General features: G+C 73.8%; 13 protein-coding genes and 1 pseudogene. 10 read left to right on the forward strand and 4 right to left on the reverse strand.

The features are described from left to right. Nucleotides 1-939: IS3 family transposase (locus tag CHB98_RS03545; protein ID WP_143424919.1), on the forward strand; the 939-nt coding region annotated here is incomplete at its 5' end. A 315-nt stretch (nt 940-1254) separates the two neighbouring features. Here CHB98_RS03545 and CHB98_RS03550 read toward each other — a convergent pair. From CHB98_RS03550 to CHB98_RS03565, 4 genes and pseudogenes are all read right to left on the reverse strand, one after another. Further along, the gene (locus CHB98_RS03550) at nt 1255-1563 is read right to left on the reverse strand and encodes a helix-turn-helix domain-containing protein (protein ID WP_089304253.1); all 309 of its coding nucleotides are present in this window, start codon (nt 1561-1563) and stop codon (nt 1255-1257) included. A 128-nt stretch (nt 1564-1691) separates the two neighbouring features. Beyond that, nucleotides 1692-2542 (reverse strand): annotated as a pseudogene (locus tag CHB98_RS03555) (HARBI1 family protein). Nucleotides 2543-2614: 72 nt separating this feature from the next. Next, complete coding sequence (locus tag CHB98_RS22945) at nt 2615-2854, reverse strand: transposase (protein ID WP_089304254.1); 240 nt, start codon at nt 2852-2854, stop codon at nt 2615-2617. A gap of 182 nt (nt 2855-3036) precedes the next feature. Next, the gene (locus CHB98_RS03565) at nt 3037-3651 is read right to left on the reverse strand and encodes a metal-dependent hydrolase (RefSeq protein ID WP_245820959.1); all 615 of its coding nucleotides are present in this window, start codon (nt 3649-3651) and stop codon (nt 3037-3039) included. A gap of 221 nt (nt 3652-3872) precedes the next feature. On the opposite strand from CHB98_RS03565, the gene CHB98_RS03570 reads away from it, so the two are divergent. The 9 genes from CHB98_RS03570 to CHB98_RS03605 are packed head-to-tail and all read left to right on the forward strand — an operon-like array spanning nt 3873 to nt 14464. After that, complete coding sequence (locus CHB98_RS03570; RefSeq protein WP_179224140.1) at nt 3873-4853, forward strand: GNAT family N-acetyltransferase; 981 nt, start codon at nt 3873-3875, stop codon at nt 4851-4853. Beyond that, on the forward strand, nt 4850-5644 hold the full coding sequence (locus tag CHB98_RS03575) for a methyltransferase domain-containing protein (protein ID WP_143424920.1): 795 nt from the start codon (nt 4850-4852) through the stop codon (nt 5642-5644). The genes CHB98_RS03570 and CHB98_RS03575 overlap by 4 nt, the downstream gene beginning before the upstream one ends. After that, nucleotides 5644-6882 (forward strand): GNAT family N-acetyltransferase, encoded by a 1239-nt coding sequence (locus CHB98_RS03580; protein WP_089304257.1) that lies wholly within the window; start codon nt 5644-5646, stop codon nt 6880-6882. The genes CHB98_RS03575 and CHB98_RS03580 overlap by 1 nt, the downstream gene beginning before the upstream one ends. Continuing rightward, complete coding sequence (locus CHB98_RS03585; protein ID WP_089304258.1) at nt 6879-8042, forward strand: glycosyltransferase; 1164 nt, start codon at nt 6879-6881, stop codon at nt 8040-8042. The genes CHB98_RS03580 and CHB98_RS03585 overlap by 4 nt, the downstream gene beginning before the upstream one ends. Then, nucleotides 8039-9994, forward strand: a complete 1956-nt coding sequence (locus CHB98_RS03590; protein WP_089304259.1) for a hypothetical protein — start codon at nt 8039-8041, stop codon at nt 9992-9994. Before CHB98_RS03585 ends, CHB98_RS03590 begins: the two co-directional genes overlap by 4 nt. Then, the gene (locus CHB98_RS03595; protein WP_089304260.1) at nt 9991-10833 is read left to right on the forward strand and encodes a hypothetical protein; all 843 of its coding nucleotides are present in this window, start codon (nt 9991-9993) and stop codon (nt 10831-10833) included. Before CHB98_RS03590 ends, CHB98_RS03595 begins: the two co-directional genes overlap by 4 nt. Next, complete coding sequence (locus CHB98_RS20935) at nt 10830-12125, forward strand: polysaccharide biosynthesis protein (RefSeq protein WP_143424921.1); 1296 nt, start codon at nt 10830-10832, stop codon at nt 12123-12125. The genes CHB98_RS03595 and CHB98_RS20935 overlap by 4 nt, the downstream gene beginning before the upstream one ends. Before the next feature lie 4 nt (nt 12126-12129). Next, on the forward strand, nt 12130-13371 hold the full coding sequence (locus CHB98_RS20940) for a glycosyltransferase family 4 protein (protein ID WP_143424922.1): 1242 nt from the start codon (nt 12130-12132) through the stop codon (nt 13369-13371). Continuing rightward, nucleotides 13364-14464, forward strand: a complete 1101-nt coding sequence (locus tag CHB98_RS03605) for a glycosyltransferase family 4 protein (protein ID WP_179224142.1) — start codon at nt 13364-13366, stop codon at nt 14462-14464. Before CHB98_RS20940 ends, CHB98_RS03605 begins: the two co-directional genes overlap by 8 nt. Nucleotides 14465-14511 lie beyond the last annotated feature (47 nt).

Below are 14511 nucleotides of genomic sequence, written 5' to 3' on the forward strand. Positions count from 1 at the left end.
GCCACTCGCGATCACCGGCACCGACCCTGGCAGTCCTCACCGGGCCGCCGCCACCGAGGCTTACAGAGCTACCCGCTGGTCCGCGACCTGGCCGCTGAGGGCATCCCGGTGCGGCTGACCTGCGGGGTGCTGGGCCACTCGACTCAGGCCTACTACGCCTGGACTGGCGCTCCCATCAGCCAGCGCGACCTCGAGGACGCCTACCTCACCAACGCCCTCATCGACGCCCACGGCGACGACCCGGAGTTCGGCTACCGGTTTCTCGCCGACGAAGTCGCCGGCGTCGGTCTGGTCGCCGGTGAGCGGCGCATCTGGCGGCTGTGTTCGGAGCAGAAGCTGTGGTCGACCAGGGTGCGCCAGGGTCGGCGCGCGGGCAAGAGCCCTGGTCCGGCGGTGCACGACGACCACGTGCAGCGGAACTTCACCGCCCAGCACCCTGATCAGACCTGGGTCACCGACATCACCGAGCACTCCACCGCCGAAGGCAAGCTCTACTGCTGCGCGATCAAGGACCTGTTCAGCAACCGCATCGTTGGCTACGCCCTCGACGAGCGGATGACCGCGCAGCTGGCCGTCACCGCCCTGCGCACGGCAGTGGCCCGACGCCAGCCGGCCGGCGTGGTGGTCGTGCACAGCGATCGCGGATCGCAGTTCCGAGCAAGATCCTTCCGCGCCGTTCTGACCGCCGCCGGGCTGCAGGGCTCGATGGGCCGCGTCGCCTCCGCCGGCGACAACGCCGCGATGGAGTCCTGGCACGCGCTGCTGCAGAAGAACGTCCTGGACCGCCGCCGCTGGCGCACCCGCGACGAGCTGCACGGCGCGATCGTGTTCTGGATCGAGCACACCTACAACCGCCGACGGCGCCAGCGCGCCCTCGGCGAGCTCACCCCGGTCGAGTACGAACTCGCCTTCACCAGTCAGGCCGCCGTCGCGGCGTGATCAGTCCCAACCGCCGTCAACCGAACCTGCAGCAGTCCCCTCCGCCGGATCGCCGGCCGCCTTGTCACGCGCCTCTTGGGAGGTGTCGCCGTAGACGGTGTGACGGGTGGCCACTCCGAGGTCGTCGGTGACCCGGACGTTGATCTGCCAGCGCCCGTCCGGTCGGCGTCGCGGCGTGGATCCCTCCCTGTTGCCGCGACGCTTCGCCGAGGACCCGCTCGGCGGCGTCCGTGGACTCACCACTGACCCCTCTCGCCGTCACCAGGCGACGAGTGTCTGCGGTCGGGCCGACGTGGGCCGTCGTGGATCCACAGGTCAGGGCCGGTCCGGCCGACTGTGGACAACGTCGAAGAGCCTGTCCTGATCCGTGCTGGTTCTTCTGCGTCGAGAGCGCGTCCGGGCCGGCTGAGGCGGTGGGGCAGCCTGCAGGTGCTGCACGTAGCGCTCGAGCTCGGCGCGGGAGAGGCGGCAGCTCCGGCCGATGTGCACCGCGTGCAGCTCGCCGGCCTTCATCAGCGCGTAGACCGTCGTGCGCCCGAGGCGGAGCACCGCGGCGGCCTCCTCCGGTGTGAGCAGCAGCGGGTCGCCGGAGACCGGCTCCTGAGGTCGCTGCGCGTTGCTCATCTCGCCCTCCTCGTCGTGTGGCCCCGTGGGCCGGCGTCCGGCGCCGCACGCCCACCTGGAGAAGGCGCCATTTCCGGCCGGTTGGTGACAGTGAGCCATTCCCAGTAACGGCTCGGCCGGCCCGCTGATCATGTGGTGCGGTCGTGCTGATGGTGCAGCAGGACGAGAGCGGCGGCGGTGATGGCGCCGATGCGCCAGGGGCAGAGACTGACCCGGCGCAGTGCCTTGAAGGTGGTCTTGAGCAGCGAGTTGCCGCGTTCGGCCGGAGCTCGGGTGGCCGCGTGCAGCAGGTTGACGGTGCCTCGTCGTCGGTCAACGGCGCGTCGGAGGTCTTCTTGATCGGCGTGGTCAGCGCCGCGCGCTCGCCCTCGTAGCCGAGATCGGCCAGTACGGCGTGCTCGGCGTCGGTCCACTCGGTCAGCAGCGGCAGCGCCTCGGAATGGGTGCGCAGGGCGGTGGTGTCGTGCTCGCGCCCCGGCCGGACGTCCGAGGTCCAGATCGGCCAGCCGTCGGGCGTGGCAATGACCTGGACGTTGCCGCCGTGGGCGACGTGCTTGCCCGACCACCACAGGTCGACCTGGCGGCCGGACCGGTCGGTCCGGGCGGTCGGACCCGGCGCCGAGCAGCGGTCGGTGCGGATCAGCGTGCCGTCCACGGTGACATGCGAGTGGCCGGCGGCGCGGGCCGCCAGCAGCGCGCCGCGTAGTCCGGGCGCGCGGTCGGCGAGGACGTCGATGCCTTCATGCAGATAGCGGTAGGCGGTCGAGGCGCCGATGTCGTTGTCGGCGGCCAACTGGGCCAGCCGGGCGCCGTCGATGAACCAGCGCAGGACCAACACCGCCTGCCGGTAGCAGCCCAGCGCTCGACGCTTGGGCCGCGTGCGGCGTCGGCGCCGCTCGGCGGCCAACAGGCCCGACACGAACTGCACGGTCTCCTCGGCGACCGGGAGCACGGCGGTGTAGGTGACAGGATCGGACACAGCAGGACCTCGGGTGGGGCAGACGATCCGTGAGAAGACGTCCCTCCTACCGAGGTCCTGCGCTTCCTTTCGTCACCTCGCGCTCGTCGGCGTGTCCGGTCCGACCTGCCAGCCGCCCGCTACTGGGAAAGGCTCACTGAGCGCGGCCGGCCCTTCGGCCCGCTGACGGCGCTCGGCCGCGACCCAGTTCCGCAGCGTCTCGTGGTTGACCCCCAGCTCGCCGGCCACGTCACGGACGCTGCGCCGGCTGTCCAGGACCAGCTGCGCGGCTCGCTGCCGAAACTCCTCGGGGTACTTGCTCCGTCGGCCCAACGGGCCCTCCCTCCTCGGCTTGCGCCAAGTCTGGAGGTGTTCAGCCGACGGGGGTCACTTCAGCGAGAGTGAGTGTCTTGTACTCGACCAGGGTCAGTCGGCCGAGTTGGCGTTGCCGGCGGTGGCGGGGATGAGTGCGGCACCGGTCGCTGCGGGTGACCGGACACGGGGAACGAGCGGTCTCACGTCCGGCTGGTATCACCGGTCGGTGGCCGCCGGCTCTGCCCGCGTACCCCACCGGACCGGGGTGAGCGGCTCTCGAAGGCGTGTACCCGGCGGGCGACGGCGAGGGCGGTCACAGCGGCCACGACCCCGATGTAGAGCCCGTACGGCAGCAGCGCACCGCCCGAGCAGAGTGGCCAGGCCAGCGGCAGGCCGGGTCCCGTGGCGACGTCCCGCACGAAGTGCAGCAGGACGCCGACGGCGACGCCGGTCGCCGCGGTGCGCAGCCGCCGGGAGAGGGCGGCGACGACAAGCAGCACCAGCACCGTGATCAGCGAGTGGGTGACCGGGCGCCCACCCGGCGAGCTGGCCAGCGCGCCCCACAGGTACAGCGGCAGGTGGTCGACGTCGATCGCGACCGCGCCGAGCAGGACCCAGCGCAGGTCCAGCCGGCGTCGCGCCCAAGGGGACGCGGCGAGGAAGAGCCAGGCCGTGAGCAGGTGAGCGGGCTCGTCGAGCAGACCGACCACCGGCAGCGGCCAGGGCCGGATCGCCGCGGCCGAGTCCAGGAGGCCGATTGCCAGCAGCGCCAGGGTCGGCGTTACGGCCCGCTTGGTCCAGCGGGCACGCGGCATGGTCACGCCGTCGATCCTGCCTGGGTGCCGCGAACCGCCGGACGCCGGCCGTCGCGCGATGGCCTCGGGACATCGGCGTGGTAACCGGCGACCCCGTGCGTCACCTCTCCCGATGGGTGCGCGCCGTCCCCGGCTCGCGACTCCGCCCCTGTTCACCGACCGAGAGGATGCAGGTGGTCCACGGCGCAACCTCCCCGCCGTTCGTTTCGTCGAGGCGTGGCGTGTCCGGCGGCCCGGGCATCGAGCTGGCGGAGACCCGCGACCCGGAGCGCTGGGCGGTCGCCGCGCACGCATCCGGTTCGACGGTGACGCCGTTCCACTCGTACGGCTGGCTCGACCTGGCGGCACGCATGACCCGGACGAGGTTCACGGCGTTGATCGCGTGCGTCGACGGGGTTGACGTCGGGGTGGTGCCCTGGCTCTCCCGCACACGGGGCCCGGTCACGACGGTGAACTGGCTGCCTTTCCCCTACGTGGGCCCGCTGATCCCATTGGAGCACCTGTCCGGAGTGCTCCGGGCGCTGCGCAGGCTGGCCAGGCGTCGCCGAGCGGTGGTCTCGCAGTTCGGCTTCTCGCCGCTCGCAGCGGTGGGCCGCGATGACCTCGAGGGGCACGGCTTCGCCGTCACGCAGGACGGCACCTACGTCGTGGACACCTCCCAGGACGTCTCCCGGCTGTGGGCCGGGCTCGAGGGACGTGCCCGCACCAAGGTGCGCAGGGCCGAACGCGCCGGTGTGGTCCTGGCCGCAGCGGACGATCCGGAGGAGGTCCTGGCGCGCGTCGTCCGGGAGGCCTTCTCCGCCCGGGGGATGTCTCCCGGCTACACGGGTGACTTCCCGCCCCGGGCCTCTGACCTGGCGCGGTGCGGACTGAGGGTGCGCTGGGCCGTCGCGCGCCGGGGCGACGACGACGTCGGCGCGCTGGTGACACTCGGTCTGGGCACAGCGGGTCAGGTCTGGCAGGGAGGCGTCCTCCCGCAGCACCGCTCCACCCATGCGAACACGCTGCTCCACTGGGACAGCATCCGGTGGGCCAGCGAGAACGGACTGCACACGCTGGACCTCGTCGGACTGCCGGACGAGGGCATCGAGCGGTTCAAGAGCCAGTTCGGCGGCGTGCGGCGGACCTACCCGGTGCTGCAGCGCAGCGTTCCCGGTTGGTTCCGCCTGCAGCGCTTGGCGGTACGTGGGGGAAAGGGATGACCACCCTCGGGGGATCGGTGCCGTTCCTGCGCACGGCCCTGGACAAGGCCCACCGCTTCCGGACGGACGTGTCCGAGGTCGCTGCTCGGCGTGGTCTGGCGGCTGCGCTCGGGACCGCGGCCACCCTCTCCGTGGGCAGCGCACGACGAGCCGGCGCCTACCTCCTCGAGACGGCGGTCGACCTCAAGCTGGGAACCACCACGCGCGGCATGGTCAAGAACGAGCGCGTGCTCACGGCCTCGGCCGGTGCGGACGGTCACGTCTACCAGCCGGTGCCGGTGCGCAAGTTCCGCAGGATCCTCGCGGCCACCACCCTGCGGCCGGGTGACACCACGTTCCTCGACCTGGGTGCGGGGCGCGGACGTGCCCTGCTGCTGGCCGCCGACGCGGGCTTCCGGCGTGTCGTCGGCATCGAACTGGACCCCGGTCTGGCTGCGGACGCTCGGCGCAACCTCGCCCGTCACGCCCAGCGGCGTTCGGCGGGAGCCGGGTCGGTCCCGACGTCCTCGGTGCTGTGCCACGACGCCGTCGACGTGGTCCTGCCTTCCGGGCCGGTCCTGGTCTTCCTCTACAACTCCTTCGGACCCTGGACGCTGCGCCGGGTCCTCGAACGGATCGAGGAGTCGGTCCGGCACGACCCGCGGCTGGTGCAGCTCGCCTATCACAACCCGGTGCACGCCGAGGTCGTCGAGGCGCGTCCGGCCTTCGTGCGCACGGCGGGCGGCCGGGACTGGGCCCTGTTCACCGTCGCGCGGCGCGCTCTCCTGCTCGAGCCGGCCGGACGCGGCTGATGCTCGACCAGGGAGGGCTCGTCGAGCCGGTGCAGTGCCAGCAGCCCGGTGACCGCGCAGCGGAGATCGGGGGGCCGTCCGCTGGTCTCGTCGTCGAAGCCGTCTCCCGCCGGGACGTCGTCGGCGTGCTGCCCGAGTGGCGGGACCTGCACCGCCGGGTGGGCACCTGGTCGCCGTTCAGCGACCCGGACGCCCAGCTCGCCTGGTGCGAGCTGTTCGTGCCGAGCGGGCACGAGTGCATCCTCACCGTGAGACGCACGACGACCCGTGAGCTGGTGGCCGTCCTCCCGCTGTTCCAGGCGCGGCTGGGCGCGGGTCGCCTGGGCGTCCGAGCGCTGCAGCCCTTCGGGACGCTGCACGAGCCGTTGCTGCACGAGCTGCCCGAGCTGCTGGTGGACCCCGCCTGCGCCCGCCGCGTCCTCGCGGCGACGGTCGCCTGGCTGGCCGCTCGCCGGGACTGGGACTGGGTGGAACTCCCCCTGGGACAGGACCAGGCGTGGTTCGAGGCGCGCTGGGCAACCGACGCGGGCCTGGCCCCAGCCGTCGTGGTGCACAAGGAGGTGGTGCCCACCGTCGTGCTCGAACTGCCCTCGTCGGGTGAGTCGCCTGTCCTCAAGCGGAACCTCCGCGAGAGCCTGCGGCGCAGCCGCAACCGGGTCAAGCGGCTCTCCGGGGACTGGACGGTCGACTGCGTCGGCCCGGACGACGCGCGCTGGGACCACGCCGTCGACGACCTCCGCAGCCTGCACCGTGCCCGCGCGGGGATGGACGGCGTGGTGGCCCACGACGACGTCTTCGCTGGCACGTCCCAGGTGGCGCTGGTGCACGCCGTGGCCCGGAGCAGTGCCCGTGCCCGGCCTCGGGTCTTCCGTCTCCTGCGGGACAGGACGGCGGTGGCAGCCCTGCTCACCTTCGACTGCGGCGACCGCACGTGGTTGTCCGTCTCGGGTGTGGCCGCGGAGCACTGGGGGCTCGGTGCGGTGACCCTCCTGCAGTGGGAGGCCGTCCAAGAGGCCGCCCGGGCCGGACGACGGACGGTCTGCTTCCCGACCGGCGTGGACACCGCCAAGCTGCGCTGGGGCGGGGACGTGCGGGTCAGTCACGTGTTCGTGCTGGTCAACCCGAGGCGCCGGTCGAGGACGTGGTTCCACGCCTACTGGCTGGTGCGCAGTCTCCGCTACGTGAGGAGGCTGGAGGGCCGGTCCACGGTCCGGCATTCCCGGAGCGGCAGCGCATGAGGACGCGGATCTGCGTCGTGGGTCCCGGGTTCCACTTCCTCGGTGGGGTCTCGGTGTACACGTGCACGCTGGTCCGGGCCCTGCGCGAGGACTACGTCACCTCAGCGCTGCTCATCCGCCGGCTGCTGCCCCGCCGGCTCTACCCGGGCGCCGCCCGGGTCGGGGACCGGTTGACCAGCCTGGACTACGAGGGAGTTCCGCACTTCGAGGGGGTCGACTGGTGGTGGGGCCGCAGCCTCGTGCAGGCCCTGGGCTTCCTCCGCCGACAGCGCCCCGAGGTGCTCGTCCTGCAGTGGTGGACCGCCGCGGTGGGACACACCTACCTGCTGCTGGCCCTGCTGGCCCGGCTCCGCCGGGTGCCCGTGCTGCTCGAGGTGCACGAGGTGCAGGACCCGGGCGAGGCCGGGAAGGCCGGGCTGCTCAGCCGCTACGGACGGCTGGTCCTCCGTGCCCTGCTCCGCCTGACCTCCGGCGTGCTGCTGCACCACGAGGCGGACCGGGAGGCCCTCGAGACCGCCGGCTTCAGACTCGCCGGCACGCGCACGGCCGTGGCGCCGCACGGACCCTACGACCACCTGGCAGCCGTTGCCGCGACAGCGCCTCCCGAGTTCGCCGAGGACCCCCTGACCGTCCAGGTCGCCGAGGGCGAGTGCCGCGACGTCCTCTCCTTCGGCCTGATCCGTCCCTACAAGGGGCTGGAGGACCTGGTCGAGGCGTTCAGCGGGCTGCCGCGACCGGTGGCCGAGCGCCTGGTGCTCACCGTCGTCGGCGAGACGTGGGAGGGGTGGGACGAGCCGCTGCGGCTGCTGGCGGACTCTCCACACCGCGACCGGGTGCGTGTGGTCAACCGCTACGTCAGCGACGCGGAGGCCGCGTTCGTCTTCGCCGAGGCCGACGTCCTGGTGCTGCCCTACCGGAGGGCGTCCTCGAGCGGCCCCCTGCACATCGCCCTCGCCCAGGGCCTCGAGGTCGTGGTGTACGACCTGCCCGCCCTGCGGGCGGTCACCTCCGGGTACGACGGTGTCCGGGTCGTCCCGGGCGGCGACGTGGCGGCGCTGCGCGCCGCTCTGGAACGGGTGGCCGGGCAGCCACGCCGGCGGTTCGAGCCGGCGGGGGACTGGCGACGCACGGTCGAGGCCTACCGGGAGCTGCTCGCATGACGTTGCTGCAGTCCCGGTCGCCGCGGGCGGCGGACCCGGCACCGGCCCCTGCTCCCACCGCCGCGCCGACCGGCCCGGTCGTCCTGCCCGTGGTCGCCTGGCTGATCGCCGCGGCCGAGGTGCTCGTCGTCGCCGCCAGCTACCGGGTGGCGCGCGACGGCGGCTCACCGACGCTCTACTACGGCGTCTTCTGGATGGGGATGCTGGTCATGGTCGCGCCGTTCGCGGCCGTCCTGCTCTCCGCGGGCGCCTCCGCCCGGGCGCGGACCGTCGCGGTCGTGTCCTTCGGCGTCGTCACCTACGTGCCCAAGTTCCTGCGCAATCCCTACGGGCCGACGTACCACGACGAACCGCCCCACTACCGGGCCGTCGAGGACCTGCTCGCCTCGCGGGAGCTCTACGAGCAGAACCCGCTGATCCAGATCATCGGCGACTTCCCCGGGCTGCACATCGTCACGGCCACCGTGACGGGGCTGACGGGCCTGCCGGTGTGGGGGGCGGCCAGCGTGGTCCTGCTGATGGCACACGTCGCCGCCGTCGTCGCGGTCCTCGTGCTCGGCCGGATGCTGCTGCCCGACCCCCGGGCCGCGGGCCTCGGGGCGGTGGTCTACGGGCTCAACCCGAGCTACCTGTACTTCGACACCCAGTTCTCCTACGAGTCACTGGCGGTCTGCTTCTTCCTCTGGGTGCTCACCCTCACCGTCGGCGCCGTCCGGACGACGGAGTCCCCCAGGGCGCTGCGGCTGGCCGGCGCCGTCGTCCTCGTCCTCGCCTGCATCACCACCCACCACCTGACCACCCTGGTGCTCATCGTCCTGACCGGGGTCGTCCTCGCCACGCACACCGTCGTCCGACGGCTGGACCCGGCGGCCCGCGGCCAGTGGCGACCCTGGGCCCTCGTCCTGGGCGCCGCAACGGTCGGCTTCACCCTGTGGGTGCTCACCGTCGCCGACACCACGTGGTCCTATCTGGTCCCCTACGCGGAGAAGGCGTTCGGCAGCCTCTCCCAGCACGCAACCGGCGAGGAGAGCCAGCGCACCCTGTTCGCCGGCAGCGTGCAGCCGCTGTACGAGCGGCTGCTCGGCATGGCCGCCCCGCTGTTCCTGGTGGCCGCCTTCCTCGCCGTCCTCTGGCGCACCCGGCTGCTCGCGGGCTGGTCCCACCGCCGGACGGCGCTCGGCCTGACCGCGGTCGGGGGCCTCTACTTCGCGTCGCTGCCGCTGCTGTTCACACCCGAGGGTTACGAGGGGACGCGGCGCAGCTGGGCCTTCACCTATGTCGGTGTCGCCGTGGTCGTGGCCGCGGCGCTGGCCCTCCTGCTGTGGCGGGACCCGCGGCGACGCTGGGCGACCGGGGCCGTCGCGGTCGTCCTGGCCGCCGTCATGGTGGGCAACACCGGCGCCGGGCCCAACGACGCCTACCGGTTTCCCGGCCCCTACCAGCTCGGGTCGGCCCCTCGGTCCCTGACGCCCGAGGTCATCGCGCTGGCGGAGGAGTTCGGCCGTCGCCATCCGGACGCACGCACGGTCTCCGACCGCTACACCAACCAGGCCCTGGTGGCCTACGGCGACGCGGTCAGCGCCCAGCCGGGGCCGGGCTTCCGGGTGTGGGACCTGTTCTTCGAGGCCGGCCCCCCGGACCCCTACCTGGTGCACGAGCTGGACACCAGCGACTTCGCCTACCTGGTCGTCGACGAGCGGCTGTCCCGCTACGTACCGGCCGAGGGCACGTACTTCTCCCGTGAGGGCGAGCCGACCATCCGGGGCGACGAGCCCTACGACCCCGACGCCCGGCAGTCGCAGGTGCCGCAGGAGGCGCTCGACCGGTTCGAGGCCGCGCCCTGGGCGACCAAGGTGCTCGCGACGACGAACTACTCGGTGTACCGGCTCGACTTCACCTCGGTCGGCACTCCTCAGTGCGACCAGCCCGGCTGCGAGGTGGCCGGCCCGTGACCGTCGACCTGCAGACCCGCCAGCAGGTCGGCTCCGCGCCCGGTGACCTGTCGCTGGCCCTCACGGCTTGTCTGCTGCTCGCCGTGGCCGCCACCGCGCTGGGCCTGCCGGCCGTGGTCCGGACGCCGCTCGCGCTGCCCGGTGTGCTCCTGGCCCCCGGGTACGCGTGGCTGTCGCTGGCCCGTTGGCGCACCGGGCAGCCGGCCCGCACGCCCCCGGCACTGGTCTTGGCGCTCGTGCTGAGCCTGGCCCTCCTGCCGCTCGTGGGCGTCTCCGTCGGCGCCGTGGGGGCCCCGGTGTCGCCGGTCAACGTCGGCATCGGGCTCCTGGTGCTCACCCTGCCGCCGACCGCCTGGGTGCTGCTGGTCCGGCCCGCGCACCCTGGGGCGAGGGTCGCCGTCCCACCGTTCCCGTCGTGGCGGCAGACTGCCCGGCGCCTGACCCCGACGGTGCTGTCCGTCGGGGTGTTCGCGGCCGTGGTGGCCTGGTCGGCCTCCTGGCAGGAGCGACCCGACAGCGGCCCCTACGCACAGTTGGCCTATGCGGGCGAGCTGGCCGACCTCACCGGCCCGGTCGACGTCCGGCCGGAGGAGCCGATCACCCTACCGCTGCAGCTGGCGCGCAGCGACGGGCAGCCGTGGTCGGGCCTGGTGACCGTCGCCGTCGACGGTCGGGCCCAGGACGCGCAGACCGTGCGCGTCGCGGCCGACGACGTCGTCTCGCTGCAGGCCACGGCACCTCCGGAGCCGGGCCAGCACGATGCGACGGTCAACGCCGTCAGCGATGAGACCGGTGAGGAGCTCAGCTTGACGCTGCGCCTGCAGGTGGGGGAGCCGTGAGCACCACCCCGGTCCGGTCCGCCGTCCGCGGGGGCGTGCGCGGCGTGGTCACTCGCACGATGTCGAAGACCTTCTACCGCAACAGCCTGCTGATCTTGGCCACCCAGGCGGTCACCTCCGTCGTCGGTTACCTGTTCTGGGCGCTCACCGCGCGGGACAGCGGTCCCGCGGTCACCGGCCTGTCGGGCAGCCTGGTCAGCGCTGTGCACGCGACGGCGCTGGTCGCCAGCACCGGGGTGGTCGTGGGCAGCATCCCGCTGCTCGCCCAGGCCGCCGACGTGCGCACCCGGCGTGCCAACGCCGTCGCTGCCTGCGTCGCCGTCGCACTGCTGTCCCTGGCCGGCGGCGTGGTCCTGGTGACCGTCGTCCCCCGGCTGGTCGGTTCCCTGGAGCCGGCCGCGGAGTCGGGGCTGGCGCTCGCGCTGGTCGTCCTGGTGGTCAGCACCGGCGTCGGGCAGTTCATCGACGTCTTCGCCCTGGCCGTGCACCGAACACCGGTCATGCTGTGGCGCGGCGGGCTCGCCGGGGTCGCCCGGTTGCCGGTGTTCCTGCTGCCGGGTGCGGCGACCCTCGAGCTGCTGATCTGGGCGCACGCCCTGGCCACCGTCGCTGCCGACGTGGTCGCGCTGCTGGTGCTGCGCCCGCGCGGCGCGCTCGAGCACCTGCGCCGGGCGATCCCGTCGGTCTGGGGACGGCGGCGCTTCTACACCGGCCACCACGTGACGAGCCTGGGGGCGGCCGGTGCTGTGTACCTGCTGCCCGTGGTCGTGCTGTCCCGGCTCGGACCGGAGGCGGCGGGCTACTTCTACCCGACCTGGCTGCTCGGTGCGCTGTTCTTCACCGTCAGCCCCGCGGTGGCCAACGCCTACATGGCACGGTCGGGCGCGGACGGATCGGCGCTGCACTCGTCGGTCCGGTCGGCCGTCGTCCTGGTCCTGGTGCTGCTGGCCGTGCCGCTGCTGGTGGTGGCCGTCGCCCCCGGGGCGGTGCTGTCGCTGCTCGGGCCCGGCTACGCCGAGCGGGGTCGGGTGCTGCTGTGGGTGCTGGCCCTCTCGGCCGTACCGGACGCCGTCACCAACATCGCCGTGGCGGCACTGCGCGTCCGAGGTCGGCTGCGCACCGCCGCGGTGCTCAACACGGGCATGTCCGTGCTGGCCCTCGTCGCGGCCGTCCCGCTGCTCGCCTGGCTCGGCATCGCCGGCGGCGGGGTGGCGTGGCTGCTGGCCCAGACCGCCGGCGCCCTCGCCGTCCCCTTCCTGCTGCGCCGCCCGCGCGTCCCGGCGGAGGGGTGAGGCGGTGCGCATCCTGCAGGTCAGTGACGCCTTCCCCCCAGCGCTGGGTGGGCTGGAGCGCTACGTCGCCTTGCTCAGCCGGCAGCAGGCCGCGGACGGCGACGAGGTCGTCGTCGCCACCCTCGACTTACCCGGGGCGCCGGCCGAGGAGGTGGTGGACGGCTACCGGGTGCTGCGGCTGCGCGGGCTGACCCGGCACCTGCGCCGCTTCTCCAGCGACCCCGGGCACCACTTCCACCCCACCGTGCCCGACCCCGCGCTGGTCCGCCGCCTGCAGCGGGTCGTCGACGAGCTGCGCCCCGACGTCGTGCACGCCCATGGCTGGATCCTGGAGTCGGTCGTCGCGCTGCGCCGACCGCCGCCCACCGCCCTGGTGGCCACGCTGCACGAGTACGGGGCGGCCTGCGTGCGCAAGACCTACACCCAGACGCGGACCGGGTGCCCGACCGGGCCCCGGCTGCTGCGCTGCACCGCCTGCTCCCGGGAGGTGTACGGGTTGCCCAAGGCGGCGCTGCTGAGCACCGGGCTGCGGGCGATGTGGCCACTGCACGCCCGCGTGGACCGGTGGATCGCCATCAGCGGGCAGGTGGCCCGCGACAACCGGCCGGGCATGGGCGGAGGCGCCGACCGCGTCGACGTCGTTCCCACCTTCGTGCAGGACGACGTCGCCGCCCTGGCCCGCATCCCGCTCACCCTCGACGTCCCGGACGAGCCGTTCCTGCTCTTCGTCGGTGCGATGGGCCCGCACAAGGGGCTCGACGTGCTGCTCGAGGCACGCGAGCTCATGCGCCGTCCCGCGCCGCTGGTCGTCCTCGGCACGCCGCGGGCCGACGCCCCCGACCTGGACCGGCCCGGCGTCGTGCTGCACACCGACGTGCCCCACGACCAGGTCATGGCGGCGTGGGCGGCCGCGGCCGTCGGCGTCGTGCCGTCGGTGTGGCCCGAGCCGTTCGGGCAGGTCGCCGTCGAGTGCCTGGCCGCCGGCACCCCGGCCGTGGTGTCGGCGACCGGCGGTCTCGGGGAGATCGTGCGGGACGGCGTCGAGGGGCTGCTCGTCCCGCCCGCCGACCCCCGCGCGCTGGCCGCTGCCCTGGACCGGGTGCTCGGCGACGACGCGCTGCGGGCTCGGCTCGCCGCCGCCGCGCCGGCCCGCGCGCGCAGGTACGAGCTGGGCCGGGTGCTGCCGGCGATCCGGCGCACCTACGACCGGGCCCTGGCCTCCCGTGCGGAGGAGATCCGTGGCTGAGCACCGGCCGCTGCGTGTCAGCCTCGTCGTCCCGCGCTACCTGCCGCACCTGGGCGGGATCGAGAACCACGTCGCGGCGCTGGCGGTGCGGCTGGCCGACCGCGGGCACGCGGTCACCGTGGCCACCCAGGTGGAGGCCGACGTCTCGCTGTCCCGCCGGGAGGTGGACCCGCACGGGGTGGTCGTCCGCCGCTTCCCCTCGGTCGGGCGGTGCCGGGGGCAGGGGCTCTCCCCAGCGCTGTGGGCCTGGGTGCGTCGCGGGGCCGACCGCGCGGAGGTCGTGCACCTGCACAACTTCCACGCCCTCACCACGCTGCCGGCGCTGGCGGCGGCCCGTTCGCCGGTGGTGTTCACCCCGCACTATCTGGGGCCGGGGGAGGGGGTGATCGAGGAGCTGGTGCACCGCGGCTACGCCGCCGCCGTGCGCCGGGTGCTGTCGAAGGTGAGGCGGGTCGTCTGCACCACCCCGTCAGAGGCCGCGTTGTTCGCCCGGTACGTGGGCGCCGGCGAGCGGTGCGTCGTCGTCCCCAACGGGGTCGACGCCGCGGCGATCCGGGCCGCACAGCCCGTGCCGACGGACGGTGGCCGGCTGGTCGTCGCCGCCGGCCGCCTCGAGGAGTACAAGCAGCCGCAGCGGGTGCTCGAGGCCCTGCCCCTCCTGCCCGGGTACCGGCTGGCCGTCGCGGGCGCCGGCCCGATCGAGCCGACGCTGCGCCGACGGGCCGACGAGCTGGGCGTGACCGACCGGGTGCTGTTCTGCGGCCGGCTGTCCACGGCCGAGCTGTACCGCTGGTACCGGGTGGCGGACGTCGTGGTGTCGCTGAGCCGCCGGGAGTGCTTCGGGCTCACCGTCGCCGAGGGACTGGCCGCTGGTGCCGCCGTCGTCGCCAGCGACATCGGGCCGCACCGGGACGTCGTGGCGCTGGCCGGGGCCCCGTCCTCGAGCCTGGTCCCCGTCGACGCGCCGCCGTCCCAGGTCGCCGCGGCGATCGCCGCGGCCCGACGGCCACCACGGATCGCGCTGCCCGACTGGGACGACGTCACCGGGGCGACGCAGGCCTGTTACGAGCAGGTGCTGCGCGCGGGCGACTGAAGCGACCCCCAGGCGGACGGAGCCGGGGGTGGACGACGAGACCGGGG

The sequence above is a fragment of the Geodermatophilus pulveris genome (genome assembly GCF_900188375.1).
GTDB classification, from domain to species: Bacteria; Actinomycetota; Actinomycetes; order Mycobacteriales; family Geodermatophilaceae; genus Geodermatophilus; species Geodermatophilus pulveris.

Excerpts from the sequence above, each read along its gene's own strand:
- CHB98_RS03550 (WP_089304253.1), bottom strand. The coding sequence starts at position 1,563 with ATGAGCAACGCGCAGCGACCTCAGGAGCCGGTCTCCGGCGACCCGCTG.
- CHB98_RS03565 (WP_245820959.1), bottom strand. The coding sequence starts at position 3,651 with ATGCCGCGTGCCCGCTGGACCAAGCGGGCCGTAACGCCGACCCTGGCG.
- CHB98_RS03575 (WP_143424920.1), top strand. The coding sequence starts at position 4,850 with ATGACCACCCTCGGGGGATCGGTGCCGTTCCTGCGCACGGCCCTGGAC.
- CHB98_RS03580 (WP_089304257.1), top strand. The coding sequence starts at position 5,644 with ATGCTCGACCAGGGAGGGCTCGTCGAGCCGGTGCAGTGCCAGCAGCCC.
- CHB98_RS03585 (WP_089304258.1), top strand. The coding sequence starts at position 6,879 with ATGAGGACGCGGATCTGCGTCGTGGGTCCCGGGTTCCACTTCCTCGGT.
- CHB98_RS03590 (WP_089304259.1), top strand. The coding sequence starts at position 8,039 with ATGACGTTGCTGCAGTCCCGGTCGCCGCGGGCGGCGGACCCGGCACCG.